The organism is Brevundimonas sp. ALps5 (genome assembly GCF_058681645.1).
The window spans coordinates 4,139,367-4,158,627 of record NZ_CM178744.1 but is presented as its reverse complement, the minus strand read 5'-3'; the positions used below and the strand labels follow the sequence as shown (position 1 = coordinate 4,158,627).

The following is a 19,261-nucleotide window of genomic DNA, read 5'->3' as shown; positions in this document are numbered from 1 at the left end:
CCTTTTACCAGCCGCTGGGCACGGGGATACGGCCACGACGCTGGCGCTGCTCGGTCGGCGGGGCCAGGGGGTTGGTCGCGGTCGGGGCGGGCGTCGGCGGCGGCGCGGCCTGGGGCGCCGGGGTCGGGGCGGCCTGGGGCTCGGGCGGAGGCAGGGGGGCGTGCTGAACCGGGGCCACGACCAGGGGCGTGGTGTCGACCTCGATGGCCGGCGGCGGGATCAGGCTGGGGTCGATGGGCGCGTCGAGCGCCTCCATCGGCGTGGTCACCAGCGCCATCTTGGCGATGACCGGCTCCTCGCCCGTATGTTCGCGCGTGAAGGAGAAGCGCTGACCCCAGGCGCCGGTCCAGCGATAGAAGATGTGCACCCCGATCTTGCGCAGCTTGACCAGCCGCTCGGCCCAGTAGGGCGAGACATAGTCGGCGTGATAGTGGGTGGCCATGCCGACATAGGAGGCGACCGAGCCGTTCAGGGCGGCGGTGGCCACGGCCTTGGCCCGGGCCCAGCCCTCGGGCGACGGCGGACGGTTCATGGCGCCGTCGCAGGTGAAGCTGAACTGGCAGCCCGTCGACCGCTCCTGACCCTGGAAGACCACACCGCAGATGGTGTTGGGATAGGCCGGGTGGCGCATGCGGTTCAGGACGACCTGGGCGACGGCGGCCTGGCCCTGGGGCGTCTCGTTTCCGGCCTCGTAATAGATGGCGGCGGTCATGCAGTCGACGGCGCGTGAGTACTGGACGATGTCGTCGGGCGACATGATGAAGGGCTTGGCGGCCTGAAGCGGCAGGTCCGAGAAGGGGATGGAGTCGTTGAAGATCTGGGCCGCGGCGGCGTCGAGCTGACGCACGGCGTCCGGGGCCAGGGTGAACTCGTCCGGCGTCAGGGGGCCGGACAGGGGGGCGCGGGTGTTGTGAACGCCCGGCGCGGCGGCCAGGCGGCTCTCCTGCTGGATTTGCGCCAGACGCTGGGTCAGGACCAGGGTGAGGGCGGCGGCGACGATCAGCAGACAGCCGAGACCGGCCAGAAGGCTGGGGGCCAGGTCCAGGAAGCGCAGTCCCAGCAGACGGTTCAGAAACGCCGCCAGCGGCCCGGGCAGGCGCGCGAACGGTTCTTCCGGAAGATTGGTGTCCAGGGTCATGGAGTTCCGAACAGGTTGCCGATGGGGGACCGTGCGAGGATCGATTAGAACCGTCTCGCGACGAGGCCAACCTCATTCACGGTCGCAGAGCATCATTCGTGCCACGATAGGGACGAACCCTGAGAGGCTGGCGAGGCCTGTCAGCGTCGCCCGAAGCTGAACTGGCAGCCCAGGAGGAAGGCCCAGAAGGCGGCGATCGACGGCACCTGCAGGCCGAAATCGACCGTGCCGTGGACCAGGACGACCACGCTGGCCGCGATCACCCCGCGCAGCAGGGTCTGGCCCTTGCGCAGGTTGAAGGTGCGCCAGACGGCCGCGACCAGGATGGTCGCGATCAGCAGGAACATCGGCAGGGCGCCGATGATGCCGGCCTCCTCGAGCCATTGCAGATAGACGTTGTGGACCGCCCGCACGCTCCACAGGGCGTGGTAGTTCTGGTCGGTGGTGATCTGGCTGTTGATGTCGGAGAAGGAGCCGAGGCCGTAGCCGAACAGGGGGGAGGCGGTGAAGGCCTGCCAGTGGGCGACGAAGATGTCGCCGCGCGTGACCTTGTCGGTCTGGACGGTCTGGAGACGGTCCCACAGCAGATCGTTGCCGCCGATCGCCAGGAACAGGGCCAGGACCGCGAGGACGCCGCCGGCGATCAGCAGGGGCATCCGGTCGCGCTTGGCGTCGAACAGCTCCCAGATCATCAGGACCAGGGCGCCCACGACCGTCGCCGTCAGCCCCATGCGCGAGGCCGTCAGCAGCAGACAGGTCATCGACATCAGGACGCAGGCCAGGGAGACGGCGACCTTGCCGAGGGTGCTGGCGGGGTCGAGGCCGCGGGTCTGGCGCCAGTCGCGCAGCAGGGCAGCCAGGCCGACGACGGTCAGCATGCCGAAGACCGTCGCGCCGCTGTTGGCGCTGAGGAAGCCGCCCGACAGACGCGGACCGACCATGAGCTGGGCGCCCGAAACGAAGGAGAGGAGGGAGATCAGGCCGTAGCCGGCGCCGACCAGAAGCACGACGCGCACCGTGGCCCGGGCCCAGGACATGCGGGCCGATTGCAGGCAGCCGACCAGGAAGATGCAGCCGAGGCCCAGCAGCTTGGCGATCTCGAACAGGGTGGCGGGCGGATTGACGGTGATCGAGCCCTTCTCGACCCCCGCCCAGGCCCAGATCGGGTGGGCGCCGCCGGGGGCCAGGTCGGTGAAGCTCCACAGGGCCGCTGCCAGGGTCAGGCCGAACAGGATCGCCAGAGGCGTCAACGGCGAGATGTCGTGCAGACCCCGGCGCACCGTCGGAAAGGCCAGGGCCACGCACAGGCTGAGCGCCAGCAGGACGGTGAACCACAGGGCCGCGATCGGCTGGTTCGCCCCGAAGGTCAGGTGGGCCGCGCAGAGCAGGGCCGGCGCCGCGCCCAGCGCCGCCATGGTCTTCCAGCCCAGGGAATCGCTCCCGCCGCCGCCGCCGCCGCCGCCCGTGCCGGACGTCGACGCCGGCGCGAAGCTGGTGCTGGATCGCCGGCGACGGCGCGGGGACGAGGTGTCGGTCATGGTCCGACTATACGGCGCCGCTTAAGGCTCAGGAAGCGTAGTACTTCTTGTAGTCCGCATAGTAGTAGCCGGCGTCGCCGTAGCCGTAGCGCGACTGGGCGATCATATCGACCTGGGTCAGGGCGATACCGGCGACATGGGCGCCCGACTGTTCGAGCAGCTTGATCGCGGTGGCGATGGCCTTCTCGGGGGTCTTGCGCCAGCGGGTCAGGAAGACGACGGCGTCGGACTGGCCGGCCAGGACGCGGGTGTCGGCGACGGCCAGGACGGGCGCGGTATCGAGGATGATCAGATCGAACTGGCCGCGCAGATGCGTCAGCAGCTGGGCCATCGCCTGCGACCCGAAGACGTCCTTGGGCGTGAAGCTGTTCTTGGCCAGCGGCAGGATCGTACAGCCCGACGGCTCGTCGAGGTGCATGGCGGACTCGAGCGAGGCCGTGCGGTTCAGAACCTCGAGCAGGCCGACCTCGGGTTCGACGCCCAGCAGACGGTTGACGTTGCGGCGGCGCAGGTCGCAGTCGACCAGGATGACGCGGGCGCCCGACTGGGCGGCGATACGCGCCAGGCTGACCGAGGTCGTCGTCTTGCCCTCGGCGGGCAGGGCGGAGGTCATGGTGATGACCCGGATGTCCTGACCGATCCGCGAGTAGAGGATCGAGGCGCGCAGGGCGCGGACCGCCTCGGCGAAGCTGGAGAGCGGCCGTTTGAGGATGTAGTCGGCCGGGGTTTCGTCGCGGTCGACAGCGTCGGCGACCGAGGACAGCATCGGCACCGAACCCAGGTGGGGCAGGTGGAATTTGCGCTCGATGTCGTCGCCGGTGGTGACGCCGGAGTCGAGCATCTCGGCGAGGACCACGGCGGCCATGCCGGCCGCGATGGCCAGGATAAGACCGATGGCCAGGTTCAGGCCGATGTTCGGCGAGCTGGGGCCGGTCGGGATGGCGGCGCGCGACACGATGCGGGCGTCGGACTGTTCGATGCCTTCCTGCGAGCTGGTTTCCTTGAAGCGGTCCAGGAAGGATTGATACAGGGTCCGGACGGACTCGGCGTTGCGTTCCAGCTCGTTCAGGCGAACGGCGGCGGCGTTGTTGGCGGCCAGGGTGCCGCGGGCGCCGCCCAGGCTGCCGGCCATGGAGGCGGTGCGTTCGCGCGAGACCTGGGCCTGGGCTTCCAGGTTGGATATGATGCGCTGGATCTCGGCCTGGATCTGGCTGTCGATGTCGGCCAGTTCGCGCTGAGCGCGCAGCATGTCGGGGTGGCGCGGACCATAGCGGCTGGACAGGTCGGCGACGCGGCCCGAGACCTCGGCGCGACGGGCGCGCAGCTGTTGAACGACCTGCGAACCCAGGGCTTCGCCGACGTCTTCGCCGGTGGAGCCCTTGGCCAGTTGCTGGCGAGCGGTGCGCAGGCGGGCCTCGGCCTCGGCCTGCTGAGTGCGGACGCCAGCCAGTTGCTGGTTGTAGGCCGAGATTTCCTGTTCCGTCAGCGAGGCGCCCGAGGTGCTCAGCAGGTTGTTGCTGGCGCGGTACTGGGCGACGGCGGTTTCAGCCTGCTCGACCTCGCCGCGCAGCTCGCCGAGGCGACCGTTCAGCCAGGTGTTGGCCTGACGGGTGGCGTCGAACTTGGCTTCCAGCTGTTCCAGCAGATAGCGGTCGGCGAAGGTGTTGGCGATCTGGGCCGCCTTGGTCGGATCTTCGGAGGTGAAGCCGACGCTCATGACGTAGGTCAGGCCAGCGCGGCGGATCGACAGGCGTTCGAGGACGATGTCGACGACCTTTTCCTTTTCCTTCTGGGCGTCGATCTGGGACATGCGAGCGCGGGCCGCGTCGGGCGCCGCGGCGCCGAACAGGGCGCCGACGCCGTTGACCACGGACTTGATGACACCTGGCTTGCCGAGGGCAGGGTTGAACTCCGGGTCGTTCTGGAGCTTGAGCACATCGACGACGCGTTCGGCCAGGTGACGGGACTTCAGGATTTCGACTTCTGTGTCGACCACGCCGGTGTCGGCGCTCAGCCCGGAAAGGACGGCCGTGGTGTCGACCACGCTTTCCTTGCGGGTGTCGATCATCAGGTTGGCGGTGGCGGTGTAGAGCGGGGTCGCCCGCGCCGTCACCACGACGGTCACCACCAGCACCAGGACGGCGATGGCCGCGAACAGCTTCAGCCGGCGGCGGAAGGTCGCGATCAGGCGGTGGATGTCGACGATCTGGGCGATCTCGCCCAGTGCGCCGCGCGCACCTCCGCCCCATCCCGCGGGCCCAAAGGAGTTGTTCTCGGGCGCGGGGCGCGGATCGGTGCTGACGGTCATGGACGCGGTTTTACAGTCTAGTTCTTGATAAGCCGTTAGAACTGGGTGACCAGCGAGACCATCAGTTTGTTGAGATCGAAGTTCACACCACTGTCGGCGCCGTCCGAGTTCTGCTCGTAGTGGCTGGCGGTCACGCTGGCGCCGAGGTGACGGTTGATCAGATAGGTCGCGCTGGCCTGGGCGCCGAAGCGCTTGTCGGTGCGGTCGATACCGTCATAGTCGTCGTTGCCGTAGGAGACCTGACCGCTGAGGATCACGTTGCGCATGAACTCGTGGTCGATCTGGACCGCCGCGTTGGTCGAGACATAGCCGCCCGAACCGATAATGGCCGAGTCCTCGATCGTGCGAGCGCCGGTCAGGGTGACCGTGGTCAGCTGGGTCGGGAACCATTCCAGCGAAACGCGCGCGCCCAGGCCGCTCAGGTCCTTATAGGCGCTTTCGTCGAAATTCTGTTCGATATAACCGGCGGCGATTTCACCGCGGGCCACGGCGCCCAGTTCGAAGTTGGCGCCCGCCAGGATTTCATAACCCGAAGAGTCGCGCGCGGCGATGGTCGGGGTCGAGGCGACGTCATAGTTGCGGTCGTTGGCGTTGGCCTGGACGAAGAGGGCGGTCGCCGGGCTGAGGGCGACGTCGACGCGACCCGTGATGCTGCTGTTGACGCGGTCGCGGTCGTCCTGATCGACGACGGCGCCGGTGGAGGTGAAGCCGTCCTTGTAGTCGAAGCTGCGGATGTCGCCGCGGCCGGAGAGCTTGACCCGGCCGGCCGTGCGCGTCGCGGCGATATAGCCGGAGGCGGCGTCGTACTCGATCGGCTCGGCGGCCTGGGCGCCCGAGCTGGCGGCGGTGCGCGGCTCGTGGAACTGGCCGTAGCTGGCGCCGCCCACGATGTTCATGGCGCGCGAAACGTCCAGGCGCGCGGCGCCGCCCAGATCGTAGTCGGTGGTGTTTTCGCTGGTGTAGTTGGAGTACCGCGAGATGGTCGAGCGGGCGTAGGCCGTGATCGAGCTGCGGTTCCAGTCGGTGGACACCGCGACTTCGGGGCGCAGACGCAGGATGACGTCGTCGACGGCGCCGGTGGCGGTCGCGAAGACGTTGTCGTTGTACTCGCCGACGATGTCGAGCTTGGGATAGACGGTGAAGCCGCCCATCGGCAGGCCCATCGCTTCATATTCGGGGTGGGGCCGGTCGCGAACGGCGACGCTGCGGTCGCGCGCGAACATATCGCCCGATTGCGCCTGGGCCTGGGCCAGGCTGCCGGACGTCGACTGAGCCAGAGCCGAACCGGCCTGGGCGGCGGCGCCCATGGCGATCAGAACAGTCAGACTTCTGCTAACAATCGACATGGATCATCTATCCCGCCGAGATGGCGGGCCCCAAAGTTTGAAAAGATTATAGCTCTCGTGGATGGGGCCTGTGTTTCCACAGGCCCCTCCGAGACTTAGGTCGTGGGGCGGTAGTCCGAACCGCCGCCGCCGCCGCCCGACGAAGCGGGCGGGGGAACCGGAGCGCCGCCGCCGGACGAACCGCCGGAGGCCGGAGCGCCACCGCTGCTGCTGCTGAGCGACGAGACCTGGGCGGAAACGGCGCCGAGGGCGGCCGAACCCGAGGCGGACAGGGCGCCCGAGGACGTCATGTTCGAACGGGCGATCGACAGGGCGGCCAGGGCCTGGTCCGGGGTCGCGCCGCTGGCGGCGATCGCCTGTTGGACGGCGGCCTGGACCTGGGCGGAGGCGGCGTCGCCGCTGAGGCCGGCGGCCGCGGCGGCCGTCTGGGCCTGGGTGACAGCAGCCTGGATGCTGGCGGCCAGGGCGGCGACGTCAGCTTGAACCGAGGCGGCGAGGGTGACGGCCGGAGCCGCGACGACGGCGAGAGCGCCGACGGAGGCCAGCGTCCGGGACGCCACCGCGAAAATCATGGATTTCATCATGTTGGAGTCCCTTTTAAGCTCTTGGAAACAGAATGCCCAAACATGGGTCAATCGTAAAGCCGATCCGTGTTATATCGCCGTTTTGCGGCGCAACATTGGATCGTCTGTGTCTTGCCGGTCACGTCTTACGGCTTTTGAGCGAGGTTTTTCGCTTGCAGGGTGAGGGCGTGGGCATGTGTGAACGTCGCGGCCATGCGTCCGGCGGGATCGTTAATGGAATCAATGTTCCAGACCGGCTGCTGCCACGCGATGAGCGTGGTGTGTTCCTGGGTCGCCTCGGCGCGGATCTGCGGCGTCAGTTCGCCCCAGTGATCATAGAGGAAGGTGAGGCGCCAACCGGTGACGTCGGCGCCGAAGGGTGCGACGGAATAGGACCGCTCGATCGCGTCGAGGGCCTCGGCGTCGAGGGGGCGACCGTCGCGAGACTTTATATATGCGATGCGAAGCCAGGCGGCGGCGGACAGGGGCGCGGCCTTGATCGCGGCGCGGTCGGCGGCCATGGCCTCGGCCGCGGGGGTTTCCGGCGAGGTCGCCGCGAGGTCCGCGCGCGCCTCGGCGCCGACGCCCAGGCCGGCGAGAACGGGGAGGGGTGTCGCCGGCGAGCCGGCCCCGATCGCCAGGGCCGCGCCCGACATGAGAGTCGTCGCGGCGAGGGCCGCGCAAGCGCCGAGTTTGATCCTGTAGCTGTCGGAGGCTTTCACCGCGAACTCCCTGTCGTCACATTCTTACGCTCTTCAAGCGTTACATTGATATCTTCTTGATGGATTTGTGTGAAAGAGCGAGGGGTTTCGCGTGGGGCTTGTAGCGGTTGGACTGGGCTGACCGATCGGCTAATATTGCGCTGCAGCAAGGGGTTCTGATTATGACGTGGCTTCGGGGAATGTTTTTGGGCTTGGTGCTGCTGTTCGGCGTTGCCGGATGCGGCGGCGGCGGCCCCCTGCCGGGAACCGGCGGGCCGGTCACCGTGGCCGATCTTCAGGACGCGCCGGTGCGCACAGTTCCTGAGTACAAGCTGGGCCCGGCGGACAAGCTGCGCGTCAACGTCTTCGGCGAAGAAGCCCTGACCGGCGAGTTCCTGGTCGGCGGTTCGGGCAAGGTCTCCCTGCCGCTGATCGGCGAGGTCCAGGCCGCGGGCCTGACCATCGCCCAGTTCCAGGAAGAGATCGCCCAGGCCCTGCGCCAGGGCTATATCAATGAGCCGCGCGTCAGCGCCGAGGTGCTCAACTACCGCCCCTTCTATATTCTCGGCGAGGTGAACAAGCCCGGCGAGTACCCCTACACCAACAATCTGACGGTGCTGAACGCCGTGGCGACGGCCGAGGGCTTCACCTATCGGGCCGATACGCGCCGCGTCTATATCAAGCGCCAGGACTCGGCGAGCGAGCAGGTCTTCCCCCTGAACGCCGTCACCCAGGTGGCGCCGGGCGACACCATCCGGATCGGCGAGAGGTTCTTCTGATCGCCGATCAAGGACCCGGGAATCGACGTCTTCGGATTGGGGACTTGCCGTCGGGGCTGAAAGCTCCGATGTGGCGTTCATGATCGGATCCCTCTTCCGCAAGTCCAAACCCGCCGTCCGGCGCGCCGCGAGCGTGCCGGACGGTTCGGTCGTCTGGGCCGTCGGCGACGTGCATGGCCGCGCCGACCTGCTGCTTCCGCTGCTGACCGAGATCGTCGGCGACCTTCGCGCGACCAAGCCGGCGCGGCCGGTGATCGTGATGCTGGGCGACTATGTCGACCGCGGCGCCGATTCGAAGGGCGTCATCGACCTTCTGTGCAAGCTGTCCGATGTCGAGGACATCGAGACCCATTTCCTGCGCGGCAATCACGAGGAACGCTTCGAGGCATTCCTGAGCGAGCCCGAGCTGGGGCCGTCGTGGTGCGAGTACGGCGGGCGCGAGGCGCTGCTGTCCTACGGCGTGACCATCCCCGCCCTGAAGGGCGAGATCGAAGGCTGGGTCGAGGCCTCGGCCAATCTGGGCGCGGCCCTGCCGGACAGCCACCGCAAATTCCTGGCGCGCCAGCGCTCGTCGTTCGAGATCGGCGACTATTTCTTCGCCCATGCCGGCGCGCGTCCGGGCATCGCCCTGGCCGAGCAGTCGGAGCAGGATCTGATGTGGATTCGCGGCGACTTCCTGGGCGGCCGCACGCCGTTCGAGAAGGTGGTGGTGCATGGCCACACGCCGGAGGAGGCTGTCCACGCCGACGGCCGCCGCATCGGAATCGACACCGGAGCCTACGCCACCGGCGTCCTGACCGGGCTGAGACTTGAAGGCGAGACGCGCCAGCTGCTGCAGACCCGCGCCATCGGCAAGACGATCGAGACCTCGCGCCGGGCGATCTAGCCACTCCGAAAGAGCGCGGCTCTCCAGAAACAGCAACGCCCGGTCACTGCAGTGACCGGGCGTTTCATTTTTGGGACGTGTGTCGCCTCAGGCGGCAACCCCTCAGACGGCGGCCCTCAGGCCGCGACGCTGACCCATTCGAAGACGCTGCCGGGCGCCTGGCGTTCGCGCCAGGTGTAGCCCGTGCGGTCCCAGCGGGAGATCCAGGACGACAGGTTGTCCAGCACGACCTCGCCGGTGTCGCCCGCGACCAGCAGGACGGCGTGGCTTTCACCCCACTGGGTGTCGACGATGGCGATGGACAGGACCTCGGCGGGCACGCCGGCGGCGATCAGCGCCTGGCGCTTGGCCAGGACGTAGTCTTCGCAATCGCCCCGGGCGACGCGGCCGGTCGGAACTTCCCAGAAGTCGGGCTTGCCGTAGTTGGACTGGTCCGAGGTCTGGCGGATGCCGCGGTTGACCGTGCGGTTGACGCGGTTGAGCAGGGCCCAGGTGTCCGCGTCGAGGGTCAGGACGGCGACATCATTGTCGGCGCGCTGTTCGGCGCGGTCCTGGGTCCCGGACGAAGGTGCGGTGAAGGCGTCGGCCGAGGCGGCGCCGGCGGCGTCCGGCAGCGGCGTGGGATGAATGCGCGGAGCCGGCACGCCGAGGCGGGCGAAGGTGCGGGCCATCGGATTGCCGGCGACCTCGGCGGCCGAGGCGGCCTGATAAGCCACGCCATCGGCCGAGGCGTCCACGGCCTGGGAGCCGAAGTCCTCGGCGGAGACCGCGCCTTGCGAGACAATGCGCATGGGACGCGACGTGGCGACCGGGCGGGCCGGCATATTCCGTTGCGAGGCGGCAGTCTGGGCGTTCGGGAAGACCCGGCTCCAGTCATAGTTTCCGCGACCGGCGGCCGGGGCGGAGACCGGGGTAGCGCGGCCGGCGGCCGGCGCGGCGGCGTTCGAACGGGTGAAGGCCTGCTGCCAGAACAGCTGCGACGCCAGGCGCGACACCGCAGCCGGATCGCGCGCGTCGGCGGCGGATCGCTCGCACTGCGTCGGCTCGCGCCGGCAGAAATCCAGGAAGCCGCCGGGCGCGGGCGCCGCGACGCCGAGCGGCATGGCGACACGCGTGGCCTGTCCGGTTTCACCGGCCAGTGCGGTGGAAGCCCCCAAGGCTCCGACAGCAAAAATCATCAGTGCCGCGCTTCTGCGCAGACGGTAGCGAGACATAGGTGTTCTCCGATCCCCACGGAGACAATGCCATCAGAAGTAAAAGATGAGTTTTACGAACGTTGTTGCTGGTTAATGTACCGGGTTGGTTGATCGTAAAGTAAGGTTAATTCACGTATACCATGCCGTTGTTCTAAAATGGGACAGGGCTCTATTACTTTAGTCGAAAAGGGGAGGGGAGGGGCGTTCGCCTTGGCCTGACCGCCGGCGCTGGCTATACCGGGGGCTCAGCATGCGGGCGTGGCGGAATCGGTAGACGCAACGGACTTAAGCTGAGGATTGAGTGCGCCGGGGGAAATCCCGGACGTAGAACCGCTCAAATTCGGGGAACCCTTTCAACTGGCGATCCCGAGCCAAGCCCGCCGACGTTCGCGTCCCGGGAAGGTGTAGAGACTAGACGGGCGGCGTCTAAAGCCATCGGCCGAACGGCCGGGGTCATGACGAAGGGATAGTCCAGACCACGAACGGCCTGTTCTTGCGGGGCGGCGGCGAAAGCCGAGGTGGTATGAAAATCCGTCGGGCATCGCCCATGCCGGTTCGATCCCGGCCGCCCGCACCACCGCCTTTCCGATCCGGCCGCTCCAACCCGGAATTCCCTCAATCGTAGAGCGCGAAGCCTCGCGCTTTCCGTGAGTTGCATGCAGCGGCCGCGCTGGACTGCCGTCTGACTCGCAGCCTAGTTTGTCGGACAGAGGAATCCCGAATGTCTCACCAGCCGCTGACCGCGCGAGAGATGCAGTGCCTGGAGTTGGCCGCGCAAAGGCTGAGCGACCAGGAGATCGCCGACCGGCTGGGCATCAGCCGGCGGACGGTGGCCGCGCACTTCCAGAGCATCTTCGGAAAGCTGGGCGTGCGGGACCGACGGCGGGCGGCCGAGCGCCTCGGCATTCAATACCTAGGCGCCGCAATACCGATATCCGGGGCGGCCGTTTCCACCCCTGATGCCGGGGCCGAGGCGGTCAACGACCTCGTCGCGACGGACCGTGATGCGGCTCCTTCGTCCCAAGGATGGTCCATCCCTCCGGCTCCGGAGCGGCGGGCTCTCCGACTGGCGCTGGTGCTCGCTTTCGCGATCGGAGGGACGGTGTTGGCGGTGGGCGGCGCCGCGATCCTGAGCATGGGCATGGAGCTCATCCAGAGGTCGGCGCCGGCCGGAGCTCGCTGAGGCGGACGCCAACATACTCATCCCGCCATGGGGCGGAGGGATACCTTCATGTCGAACATCAGCACACTGCCGACCTCCTCCCGGTCGACCCTGCAAGCGAAGCGCGCCCTGGGGGCCAGGGCCGCTCGCGAACTGCGCACGGCCGAACACCAGCTGGATCACGCCCTGGCCACGCACCTCGCCCTGGCCCAGACCCTGATCATGGGGCGGCTGGAGATCGGCGTGGCGGCGGCCGCAGGTCAGGAAGCCCTGGCCGAACTGACACGGGCCATCGGCCTGGCGGTCGAGGCCCGGGGCGCGACCATTCGCGCCCATGAAGGCCTGCTTCAGACCGCCGAAGAGTTCTCCGTGCCGTGGCGAATGGAAAGCCCCACCGAAACCAAGCCGGGCAGTACGGCTCCGCTGGCCTCGGCCGTGGCCTGACCAGAGCCAGGCGGGCGGTCACACAAGTCGGGCCGCTCAGGGCCAAGGCAGGGTAGAGTCGGCGTTCCGGGATGAATCTTCTTCAGTACCTCCTCATGGCGCCGACCGTCCTCGTCCTGGCCGGCCTGCTGTGGTTCGGCCAGCGCGAGGATCGCCTGGGGGCGGCGGTGTTCGTCACCGCCATCCTGGCCCCGCCTGTGCTCGAGCCCCTGGTGATCGGAAACGTCCGCTGGGGGCTGGGGCTGATGTCCATCGGCCTGCTGACGTCCCTGATCGCCCTGGTCATGGTGTCCCGCCGTTGGTGGATCATCGCCGCAGCGGGCTTTCAGCTGGCGGCGACCTCGAGCTACGCGATCGCCATCGCACAGCCTGAGCTGCTGATCTGGACCGGGGTGTCGCTTCGGCTGGTGCTCTGGATGCTTCAGATGGTCGCCTGCGGCTTCGGCATCGCGGAGGCCGTGTCGGCCCGCCGTAACTCCCAATCCCATTCCCGGGCCCAGGCCCGACCTTTTTCGACAGAAATCACCCGATGAAAAAATCCGACACCCAATGGACGTTCGAATCCGCCGCCGCCTTCTGGCGCGAGTGGTCGGTCCAGGATCTCGAGCCGGTCTGGGAGCGCTTCGCCTCGGCCGAGAAGTTCCTGCTGGACTGGGAGCCCGCGAGCCCCGGAGAGGCCGGGGCCATGCTGGAGGTCCTGCTCCAGACCGTGGCCTCGCGCAGCGACGGACGCGACCAGACGGCCCTGGCGCACCTGCGGCGCTATGTAGAGGATCTGCCGAAAGTGTGAGGGACGGGATGGGGCAGGGGGCTTCCAATTTCGTCCGGACGCGCGCCATTCTGTCCACTGGAACGGTCGAAGAACCGTCCGGAGGAACAAGACCATGGCTTTCCTGGACTGGATCGCACCCCTGTCGCCCGTGAAGCGTGACGAAACGCGTGAGCGCGTCTTCTCCGCCGATATGTGTCCCCTGACCTGGAGCTTCTGGGTGGTGGACGCCGAGGAGAACGCGCCCGACGATACGACCGTACATGGCGACCCGCGCCGGCGGACTTCCGGGGAAGCCTAGACAAAACGCCGCGTCGGGCTACGAGAGCCGCCCGGTCCAGCTAACTGTCACGCATCCGCCATGCGCGGACGCTAAGGGGCCGTCAGGTCATCGGAGCGTCCCCCTGTGAAGTCCACCACCGCGATCGTCTCGGCTCTTCTCATGCTGGGAGCCGCGCCGGCTCTCGCCCAAACCCCAGGGGAAGTTCCCGCGCCGGAACGGGCGCCGCTGCCGCCGTCGAACATCGCCCCGGGCCGTCCGACCCTGGTCGTGACCATCGTGATCGATCAGTTCAGCGCCAATCTGTTCAACCAGTATCGCAGCCGGTTCACCGGCGGTCTGAAGATCCTGGCCGACCAGGGGCTGGTCTATACCAACGGCTTCCAGAGCCACGGCGTGACCACGACCTGCCCGGGCCACTCCACGGTCCTGACCGGCGCCCATCCGACCCATACCGGCATCCCGGCCAATGAGTGGATCGATCCGGCGACCGGCAAGGACCTCTACTGTCTGGCCGCGCCGCAAAACACCATCGCCGGACCGGCGCATGGCGAGAACGGCCGGGTCGGCTCCAACGCCCTGCTGGTCACCAACCTGCCGGACTGGGTCAAGGCGCAGAGCCCGCGGAGCCGCGTCTTCGCCGTCTCGGGCAAGGATCGGGGCGCGATCAATCTGGCGGGTCACCACGCCGACGGGACCTTCTGGATCGAAGGGCCGATGCTGACGACCTATGTCGAGCCGGGCCAGACGGCCGAGGCGCGGCTGGCGCCGATCGCGGCCTTCAATGCGGCCTACAAGGCGAAGCTGGCGGCGGATCCGAACCCGACCTGGACTTTCCAGCACGACCAGTGCCGTACCCTGCGGTCGACCTCGACCGTCGGCGGCCAGACCTTCCACGCCGACCTGCCGCCTATGGAGGCCAATCTCGAGGACTCGCCCTACCTCGACGAGACCACCCTGGACGCCGCGACCTATCTGCTGGACAGCCAGCAACTGGGCCGGCGCGGGGTCGTCGACCTGCTGGGCGTCAGCCTGTCGGGCACTGACAAGATCGGCCACGCCTATGGCACCCAAGGCCCCGAGATGTGCGAGCAACTGCTGCGCATGGACGAGGCTCTGGGCGCCTTCCTCGGCCGCGTCGCGGCGACGCCGGGCGCCATCGTGGTCCTGACCGCCGACCACGGCGGCTCGGACTTCCCCGAGCGGATGACGGATCGCGGCGCGGTCGCCGGCCGCTATGACACCACCATGCTGCCGCGCATCAATGCCCGGCTGAAGACGCAGTTCAACCTGACCGACAACCCGCTGCAGAGCGGCGGCACGGGCTTCATCGTCGCCGACAAGGATCACAAGGAGCTGCCGGAGCCGCTGCGCAGCCAGATCATCGCCGCCGCGATTCCGCTGCTGAACGCCGAGCCGAACATCGTCCTGGCCGTGCCGCGCGACGAGCTGCTGCAGGACCCGATGCCGGCCCGCAATTTCAATCCGGAAGAGCTGACGATCCGCGAGCGGCTGCGCCTGAGCGCCGTCGCCGGGCGGGGCGCCGACATCCTGCGGGCCTATGCCTACAACCTGACCTCCAACGCCCGGATCGGCGGCTCGATCGCCAGCCACGGCTCGCCCTGGGATTACGACCGCCGGGTGCCGATCATCTTCTGGCGGCCCGGTGAACGCGGCGAGGAGCATTTCTGGCCGTTGCGCACCGTCGACATCGCCCCGACCCTGGCCAATCTGATCCAGGTCCCGACGCCGGATACGGTCGACGGCGTGTGCCAGAACCTGGGCCTCTATGACGTCCCGGCCTGTCCGGCTGTCGAGGCGGAGCCGGCGGCCAGGCCCTGAGGCTGATCCCGACGCCCGGCTTCGTTACAGGGCGTCACATCGTGTTTCCCGGCGGGGTCTGATCTACCGCCCCGCGTGTTACCTTGCCAGAAGGGCCACAGATTCCCGGCAAGGGATCAGGAAACGCGACCGAAGACGACGGAACGGGACAGTTCAATGATCAGAGCACGACGCGCGCGCATCGTCGCGACCCTGGGGCCCGCCAGCCGGGCGCCCGGCACGGTGAAGGCCCTGGCCCAGGCCGGGGTGGACGTCTTCCGCCTGAACTTCAGCCACGGCTCGCATGACGACCATGCCGCCGCCCTGAAGGCGGTGCGCGGGGCCGAGATGGCGCTGCAGCGGCCTCTGGGCGTGCTGGCCGACCTGCAGGGTCCCAAGCTGCGCCTGGGCCGGTTCAAGGATGTCGAGATCGACATCAAGCCGGGCCACAAGATGCGCTTCGATCTGGACCCGACGCCCGGCGACGAGACGCGGGTGCAGATGCCGCATCCGGAAATCTTCAAGGCGTTGCGCACGGGCCATCTGCTGCTGCTGGACGACGGCCGGGTGCGGCTGCGCGTCGGCGAGCGGACCGACGAATGGGCCGACGTCACCGTCGAGAGCGGCCACAAGCTCAGCGACCGCAAGGGCGTGGCGGTGCCGGAGGCGGTGATCCCGGTCTCGGCCCTGACGCCGAAGGATCGCGAGGACCTGGCCTTCGCCCTGCGCATCGGCGTCGACTGGGTGGCCCTGAGCTTCGTTCAGAAGGCCGAGGACATGGCCGAGCTGAAGCGGCTGGTCGGCGGCAAGGCGGCGTGCCTGGCCAAGATCGAAAAGCCCCAGGCCCTGGCCGATCTGGGCGCCATTCTGGACTACTGTGACGGCGTGATGGTCGCGCGCGGCGATCTGGGCGTCGAGATGGACCCCGAGGAGGTGCCGGTGGCCCAGAAGGCCATCATCCGCGCCGCCCGCCAGCGCGGGGTGCCGGTGATCGTCGCCACCCAGATGCTGGAGTCCATGACCAGCGCCCCGGCCCCGACGCGCGCCGAGGCCTCGGACGTCGCCAACGCCGTCTATGAGGGCGCCGACGCCCTGATGCTGTCAGCGGAAACGGCCTCGGGCGACTATCCGCTGGAAGCGGTGGGCATCATGAACCGGATCATGGAGCGGGTGGAGAAGGACCCGATCTGGCCTGACCTGATGGACGCCGAACACGCGGGCATGGACGACTTCGACGCCGACGCCCTGGTCGCGGCGGCGCGCAAGGCCGCCGAGGCCCAGTCGACCGCCTGTATCGTCATCTTCACGACTTTGGGCGGCACCGCCCGGCGGATGTCGCGCGAGCGGCCGCTGCAGCCCATGCTGGCCTTGACGCCCAAGGCCGAGACGGCGCGGCGACTGGCCCTGGTCTGGGGACTGGAGCCGCGTCTCGGCAATGAGCCGACCTCGCTGGAGGACGTCACCGACAACGCCGTCGACAGCGCGGTGCAGTTCGGCCTGGCCCAGCCGGGGCAGCGGGTGCTGATCCTGGCCGGGACGCCCTTCGGCGCGCCGGGGGCTGCGAATCTGCTGCGATTGGCCCATGCTCCGGCCAAACCGGCGAAGCGGGGCAAGAGCTGAGACACAGGGCGTCTTCCCCGCTATAAGGCCCGCTCCAGGGGAAGAGCCTTTTATGATCAAATACCTGGGCTCGAAACGGGCCCTTCTTGATCCAATTAAAGATGCGGTAGCCCGGGTCCTGCCCGAGGGCGGGACCGTCTGCGACCTCTTCTCCGGCAGCGCCCGCGTGGGCCATGCCCTGAAGGCGCAGGGCCATCGAGTCTGGTCTAACGACCACAACAGCTATGCCCACACCCTGGCCACCGCCTATGTGCAGGCCGACCGCGAGATCTGGGCGGACAGGGCCGCCGCCGTCATCGCTGAACTGGCCGAGGTGAAGCCCGAGGCAGGCTGGTTCACCAAGACCTTCTGCGAGGACGCCCGCTTCTTTCATCCGGAAAACGGGGCGCGCGTCGACGCCATGCGCGACCGGATCGCGACGATGGCGCTGGAGCCCGAGCTGGAAGCCATCGCCATGGTGAGCCTGATGGAGGCCGCCGACCGGGTGGATTCCACCGCCGGGGTCCATATGGCCTATATGAAGGCCTGGGCGCCGCGGGCGCTGAAGCCGCTCGTGCTCAGGATGCCGGACCTGTTGCCCGGCGTGGCGGGCGGACCGTGCCGGGCGACGCAGGGCGATGCGGTGGAGATCGCTGCCCAGGTCGAGGCCGACCTTGTCTATCTGGACCCGCCCTACAACCAGCACTCCTATCTCGGAAACTACCACGTCTGGGAAAGCCTGGTGCTGTGGGACAAGCCAGAGACCTATGGCGTGGCCAACAAGCGGGTGGACGTCCGGACGAGGAAGAGCGCCTTCAACTCCAAGCCGGGAATCGGCCCGGCGCTGGAGGCGGTGATCGAGGCCATCCGGGCGCCGAACCTGATCGTGTCGTTCAATGACGAAGGCTATCTGTCGCGCGCACAGCTGGTCGAGATGCTGTCGGCGCGGGGCCGGGTGCAGGTGGTGGAGATCGACCGGCCCCGCTACGTCGGCGCGCGCATCGGCATCCACAATCCCAAGGGCGAGAAGGTCGGGGCCGTGGGGCGGCTGAAGAACGTCGAGTATCTGTTCCTCGTCACCGACCGGGTTGTGGCCCTGCCCGAGGCGGCGTAGCGTTTCATTAAGGAACACTCGCGGGCGCCGGTCGTTTGGCTCGGCATGGAACAGCTGTCGATGACCCCGATCTCGCACGCCGAAGCGCTCCGCGCCCAGGCCGCTGAAAAGGCCTACCGCAAGGCCATGGACGCCCGCGACGCCGTTGCCTGGCGAGCGCCCGGCGTCAGCCGCTTCGACAGCCGCCCGGCCAATGACACGGGCGAGAGCGAGCCGACGATCAAGGAACTGCTGAGCGACCTTCCGCCGTGGGTTACTATCGCGGCAGGTGCGGTCGTGGCGGCGTCCATGGGCGCGCTGCTGGGCGGCGCGCTGCACATCTAGAGCTTTATCCCGCCAGCAAGGCCCTGATCGGCGCCCAGCTGGGGCGGTGGGCAGGGCAGGGACCCATGGCTTTGAGGGCGGCCTGATGGATGGGAGCGTTGTAGCCCTTGTGGGCCGCGAAGCCGTAGCCCGGGTATTGGGCGTCCAGCTCGATCATCAGCCGGTCGCGCGCGGTCTTGGCCAGGATCGAGGCCGCGGCGATGGACAGCGACAGGCCGTCGCCGCCGACCACGGTCTTGACCTCGCACGGCAGTTTGAAGCGGTAGTTGCCGTCGACCAGCGCCGCCTTCGGCTGCACTGACAGGGCCTCGATGGCGCGGCACATGGCCAGACCGGTCGCGTGGAGGATGTTGAGCTCCTCGATCTCCTCCACCGAGGCGAAGCCGACGCCCCAGGCGATGGCCGAGGCCTTGATGCGCGGCTCCAGCAGGAAGCGGCGCTTCTCGGTCAGGGCCTTGGAGTCGTCGATGCCCTCGGGCAGGTCGTCGGGGTTGAGGATCACCGCCGCAGCCGAGACGGGACCGGCCCAAGGCCCACGCCCGGCCTCGTCCACGCCGCAGACCGGGCCGCCGACCGACTGGGCCAGCAGGACCTCGAGCGCGGTGGTCGGGAAGGCGCGGTCTGATTTGGAGGAGGGCTTGGGCATCAGCGGCCGCCCATAGCCCGAACCTCGTCGCAGCGGAAGCACGGCTCGATGTGGTCGTTGACCATGCCGGTGGCCTGCATGAAGGCATAGACGATCACCGGACCGCAGAAGTTGAAGCCGCGCGTCTTGAGGGCCTTGGCCATGGCGACGGACTCCGGCGTCTGGGTCGGGATGTCGCCCATGCCGGCGCGACGGCCCTGGATCGGGGCGCCGCCGACGAAGGACCAGAGCCATTCGGAGAAGTCCTCGCCCGAGGCCTGCATTTCCAGATAAATCTGCGCCCCCTTGATAGCGGCCTCGATCTTGGCACGGGAGCGGATGATGCCCGGGTCGTTCATCAGTCGCTCGCGGTCGGCGTCGTCGAAGCGGGCGACCTTCTCCGGATCGAAGTTGGCGAAGGCGGCGCGCAGGGTCTCGCGTTTTCGCAGGATGGTGATCCAGGCGAGGCCCGCCTGAAACCCGTCCAGCACCAGCTTCTCCCACAGGGCGCGCGGGTCGTACTCGGGCACGCCCCATTCGGTGTCGTGATAGGCCGTGTAGAGCGGGTCGGTCCCGCACCAGGTGCAGCGATGCGGGGATTCGGTCATGGGCCGATCCTAGCCGTGCGCCCTCCCGCCGTCATGTTCCGAAAGTCGTGGCGAACCGGC

The 19,261-nt window shown here is 68.2% G+C and carries 20 protein-coding genes; 11 read left to right on the top strand and 9 right to left on the bottom strand.

Going from position 1 to position 19,261, the window contains the following annotated elements:
- Positions 1-4 precede the first annotated feature (4 nt).
- The 6 genes from ACW172_RS20005 to ACW172_RS19980 form a co-directional block, all read right to left on the bottom strand.
- Positions 5-1,138 carry a cell wall hydrolase gene (locus tag ACW172_RS20005; RefSeq protein WP_492033136.1) on the bottom strand — a complete coding sequence of 378 codons (1,134 nt, stop codon included), beginning with the start codon at positions 1,136-1,138 and terminating at the stop codon, positions 5-7.
- A gap of 140 nt (positions 1,139-1,278) precedes the next feature.
- Positions 1,279-2,676 carry an O-antigen ligase family protein gene (locus ACW172_RS20000; protein ID WP_492033135.1) on the bottom strand — a complete coding sequence of 466 codons (1,398 nt, stop codon included), beginning with the start codon at positions 2,674-2,676 and terminating at the stop codon, positions 1,279-1,281.
- Between the two features lie 28 nt (positions 2,677-2,704).
- The gene (locus ACW172_RS19995) at positions 2,705-4,984 is read right to left on the bottom strand and encodes a GumC family protein (RefSeq protein WP_492033134.1); all 2,280 of its coding nucleotides are present in this window, start codon (positions 4,982-4,984) and stop codon (positions 2,705-2,707) included.
- A 35-nt stretch (positions 4,985-5,019) separates the two neighbouring features.
- On the bottom strand, positions 5,020-6,330 hold the full coding sequence (locus ACW172_RS19990; RefSeq protein ID WP_492033133.1) for an outer membrane beta-barrel protein: 1,311 nt from the start codon (positions 6,328-6,330) through the stop codon (positions 5,020-5,022).
- 95 nt (positions 6,331-6,425) lie between these two features.
- Entirely contained in the window at positions 6,426-6,914 is a 489-nt protein-coding gene (locus ACW172_RS19985; RefSeq protein ID WP_492033132.1) for a hypothetical protein, read from the bottom strand.
- Between the two features lie 125 nt (positions 6,915-7,039).
- The gene (locus tag ACW172_RS19980) at positions 7,040-7,615 is read right to left on the bottom strand and encodes a hypothetical protein (protein ID WP_492033131.1); all 576 of its coding nucleotides are present in this window, start codon (positions 7,613-7,615) and stop codon (positions 7,040-7,042) included.
- 179 nt (positions 7,616-7,794) lie between these two features.
- Between ACW172_RS19980 and ACW172_RS19975 the strand changes: the two genes are divergently transcribed.
- Positions 7,795-8,373: a polysaccharide biosynthesis/export family protein gene (locus tag ACW172_RS19975; RefSeq protein WP_492033130.1), complete on the top strand. Its 579-nt coding sequence runs from the start codon at positions 7,795-7,797 to the stop codon at positions 8,371-8,373.
- A gap of 79 nt (positions 8,374-8,452) precedes the next feature.
- A complete protein-coding gene (locus ACW172_RS19970) occupies positions 8,453-9,259 on the top strand; it encodes a metallophosphoesterase family protein (RefSeq protein WP_492033129.1) in 807 nt (268 codons plus the stop codon).
- Between the two features lie 116 nt (positions 9,260-9,375).
- Here ACW172_RS19970 and ACW172_RS19965 read toward each other — a convergent pair whose 3' ends face one another.
- Complete coding sequence (locus ACW172_RS19965; RefSeq protein WP_492033128.1) at positions 9,376-10,416, bottom strand: transglutaminase-like cysteine peptidase; 1,041 nt, start codon at positions 10,414-10,416, stop codon at positions 9,376-9,378.
- A gap of 760 nt (positions 10,417-11,176) precedes the next feature.
- Here ACW172_RS19965 and ACW172_RS19960 point away from each other — a divergent pair.
- The 9 genes from ACW172_RS19960 (at position 11,177) to ACW172_RS19920 (ending at position 17,968) form a co-directional block, all read left to right on the top strand.
- Entirely contained in the window at positions 11,177-11,638 is a 462-nt protein-coding gene (locus ACW172_RS19960; protein ID WP_492033127.1) for a helix-turn-helix domain-containing protein, read from the top strand.
- Positions 11,639-11,686: 48 nt separating this feature from the next.
- Positions 11,687-12,061 (top strand): hypothetical protein, encoded by a 375-nt coding sequence (locus ACW172_RS19955; protein WP_492033126.1) that lies wholly within the window; start codon positions 11,687-11,689, stop codon positions 12,059-12,061.
- A 71-nt stretch (positions 12,062-12,132) separates the two neighbouring features.
- Positions 12,133-12,594, top strand: coding sequence for a hypothetical protein (locus tag ACW172_RS19950; protein WP_492033125.1), 462 nt, complete (start codon positions 12,133-12,135; stop codon positions 12,592-12,594).
- A complete protein-coding gene (locus ACW172_RS19945) occupies positions 12,591-12,851 on the top strand; it encodes a hypothetical protein (RefSeq protein ID WP_492033124.1) in 261 nt (86 codons plus the stop codon). Before ACW172_RS19950 ends, ACW172_RS19945 begins: the two co-directional genes overlap by 4 nt.
- 94 nt (positions 12,852-12,945) lie before the next feature.
- Entirely contained in the window at positions 12,946-13,131 is a 186-nt protein-coding gene (locus tag ACW172_RS19940) for a hypothetical protein (RefSeq protein WP_492033123.1), read from the top strand.
- 105 nt (positions 13,132-13,236) lie between these two features.
- Positions 13,237-14,952 (top strand): alkaline phosphatase family protein, encoded by a 1,716-nt coding sequence (locus tag ACW172_RS19935; protein WP_492033122.1) that lies wholly within the window; start codon positions 13,237-13,239, stop codon positions 14,950-14,952.
- A gap of 156 nt (positions 14,953-15,108) precedes the next feature.
- Entirely contained in the window at positions 15,109-16,551 is a 1,443-nt protein-coding gene (gene pyk / locus ACW172_RS19930) for a pyruvate kinase (RefSeq protein ID WP_492033121.1), read from the top strand.
- A gap of 52 nt (positions 16,552-16,603) precedes the next feature.
- Positions 16,604-17,644 (top strand): DNA adenine methylase, encoded by a 1,041-nt coding sequence (locus ACW172_RS19925; RefSeq protein ID WP_492033120.1) that lies wholly within the window; start codon positions 16,604-16,606, stop codon positions 17,642-17,644.
- Positions 17,645-17,704: 60 nt separating this feature from the next.
- Entirely contained in the window at positions 17,705-17,968 is a 264-nt protein-coding gene (locus tag ACW172_RS19920; RefSeq protein ID WP_492033119.1) for a hypothetical protein, read from the top strand.
- 4 nt (positions 17,969-17,972) lie between these two features.
- On the opposite strand, the gene rnhB is transcribed toward ACW172_RS19920, so the two are convergent.
- Positions 17,973-18,614, bottom strand: coding sequence for a ribonuclease HII (gene rnhB, locus ACW172_RS19915; protein ID WP_492033118.1), 642 nt, complete (start codon positions 18,612-18,614; stop codon positions 17,973-17,975).
- On the bottom strand, positions 18,614-19,201 hold the full coding sequence (locus tag ACW172_RS19910) for a DNA-3-methyladenine glycosylase I (protein WP_492033117.1): 588 nt from the start codon (positions 19,199-19,201) through the stop codon (positions 18,614-18,616). Before ACW172_RS19910 ends, rnhB begins: the two co-directional genes overlap by 1 nt.
- Positions 19,202-19,261: the final 60 nt, after the last annotated feature.

Coding starts and splice junctions, on each gene's coding strand:
- ACW172_RS20005 (WP_492033136.1), bottom strand. CDS start 1,138: ATGACCCTGGACACCAATCTTCCGGAAGAACCGTTCGCGCGCCTGCCC.
- ACW172_RS20000 (WP_492033135.1), bottom strand. CDS start 2,676: ATGACCGACACCTCGTCCCCGCGCCGTCGCCGGCGATCCAGCACCAGC.
- ACW172_RS19995 (WP_492033134.1), bottom strand. CDS start 4,984: ATGACCGTCAGCACCGATCCGCGCCCCGCGCCCGAGAACAACTCCTTT.
- ACW172_RS19990 (WP_492033133.1), bottom strand. CDS start 6,330: ATGTCGATTGTTAGCAGAAGTCTGACTGTTCTGATCGCCATGGGCGCC.
- ACW172_RS19985 (WP_492033132.1), bottom strand. CDS start 6,914: ATGATGAAATCCATGATTTTCGCGGTGGCGTCCCGGACGCTGGCCTCC.
- ACW172_RS19975 (WP_492033130.1), top strand. CDS start 7,795: ATGTTTTTGGGCTTGGTGCTGCTGTTCGGCGTTGCCGGATGCGGCGGC.
- ACW172_RS19970 (WP_492033129.1), top strand. CDS start 8,453: ATGATCGGATCCCTCTTCCGCAAGTCCAAACCCGCCGTCCGGCGCGCC.
- ACW172_RS19960 (WP_492033127.1), top strand. CDS start 11,177: ATGTCTCACCAGCCGCTGACCGCGCGAGAGATGCAGTGCCTGGAGTTG.
- ACW172_RS19955 (WP_492033126.1), top strand. CDS start 11,687: ATGTCGAACATCAGCACACTGCCGACCTCCTCCCGGTCGACCCTGCAA.
- ACW172_RS19950 (WP_492033125.1), top strand. CDS start 12,133: ATGAATCTTCTTCAGTACCTCCTCATGGCGCCGACCGTCCTCGTCCTG.
- ACW172_RS19945 (WP_492033124.1), top strand. CDS start 12,591: ATGAAAAAATCCGACACCCAATGGACGTTCGAATCCGCCGCCGCCTTC.
- ACW172_RS19940 (WP_492033123.1), top strand. CDS start 12,946: ATGGCTTTCCTGGACTGGATCGCACCCCTGTCGCCCGTGAAGCGTGAC.
- pyk (WP_492033121.1), top strand. CDS start 15,109: ATGATCAGAGCACGACGCGCGCGCATCGTCGCGACCCTGGGGCCCGCC.
- ACW172_RS19925 (WP_492033120.1), top strand. CDS start 16,604: ATGATCAAATACCTGGGCTCGAAACGGGCCCTTCTTGATCCAATTAAA.
- ACW172_RS19920 (WP_492033119.1), top strand. CDS start 17,705: ATGACCCCGATCTCGCACGCCGAAGCGCTCCGCGCCCAGGCCGCTGAA.
- rnhB (WP_492033118.1), bottom strand. CDS start 18,614: ATGCCCAAGCCCTCCTCCAAATCAGACCGCGCCTTCCCGACCACCGCG.
- ACW172_RS19910 (WP_492033117.1), bottom strand. CDS start 19,201: ATGACCGAATCCCCGCATCGCTGCACCTGGTGCGGGACCGACCCGCTC.